General features: G+C 62.4%; 1 protein-coding gene. It reads right to left on the bottom strand.

What is annotated here, in order from left to right; genetic code table 11:
- Nucleotides 1-7 precede the first annotated feature (7 nt).
- A partial coding sequence (locus NKH37_RS34010) for an ISAs1 family transposase (RefSeq protein ID WP_353007661.1) occupies nt 8-532 on the bottom strand: 525 nt, incomplete at its 5' end.

The following is a 532-nucleotide window of genomic DNA, read 5'->3' as shown; positions in this document are numbered from 1 at the left end:
GGCAGGGCTATCGCATATGAGTGATGGCATTGATGAGATAGTCGTCGTTCCAGGCGCATTTCTTGATGCGATGGCTGATGGGAACTTTGGCAGCATCGGCGGCCTGAAGGATGTTTCTGGCGAGGCGATTGAGAAGGGCTGTGTTGGCGGGAGCATTGTCCTTGCGGGCACGGCTGAGATCCTCATCGAGATGGACATCGAGCATCCAATGCAGGCCGTTCTCGATCTGCCAATGAGCTCTGGTGAGGTCGAGCGCCCGCTGCGGCGACATGAGCGTGGAGGCCATGAACAGGCGCATCAAAGGTCTGGCCTGATCGCGCCGGCTGGTGATGCGGATGAAGGCCTGGTGGCCAGGCATCAGCGGCTCGGCCGCCGCCACGATCTCGGCCTGCCGCCACTCGTTGCGGCCGTGGCTGGTCTCGGTGCGCTCGGCAATGGAAGGGGTGGCGTCGGCCAGTTGCAGGTTGGCGCGGCGCAGCCAATGACGACGGTTGCCCTTCAGCGCAAGCAGGTAATCGCCACCTCTTTGGGT

The organism is Mesorhizobium sp. M1217, assembly GCF_040318275.1.
Classification (GTDB): Bacteria; Pseudomonadota; Alphaproteobacteria; order Rhizobiales; family Rhizobiaceae; genus Mesorhizobium.
This window is presented reverse-complemented; position numbering and strand designations above follow the sequence as displayed.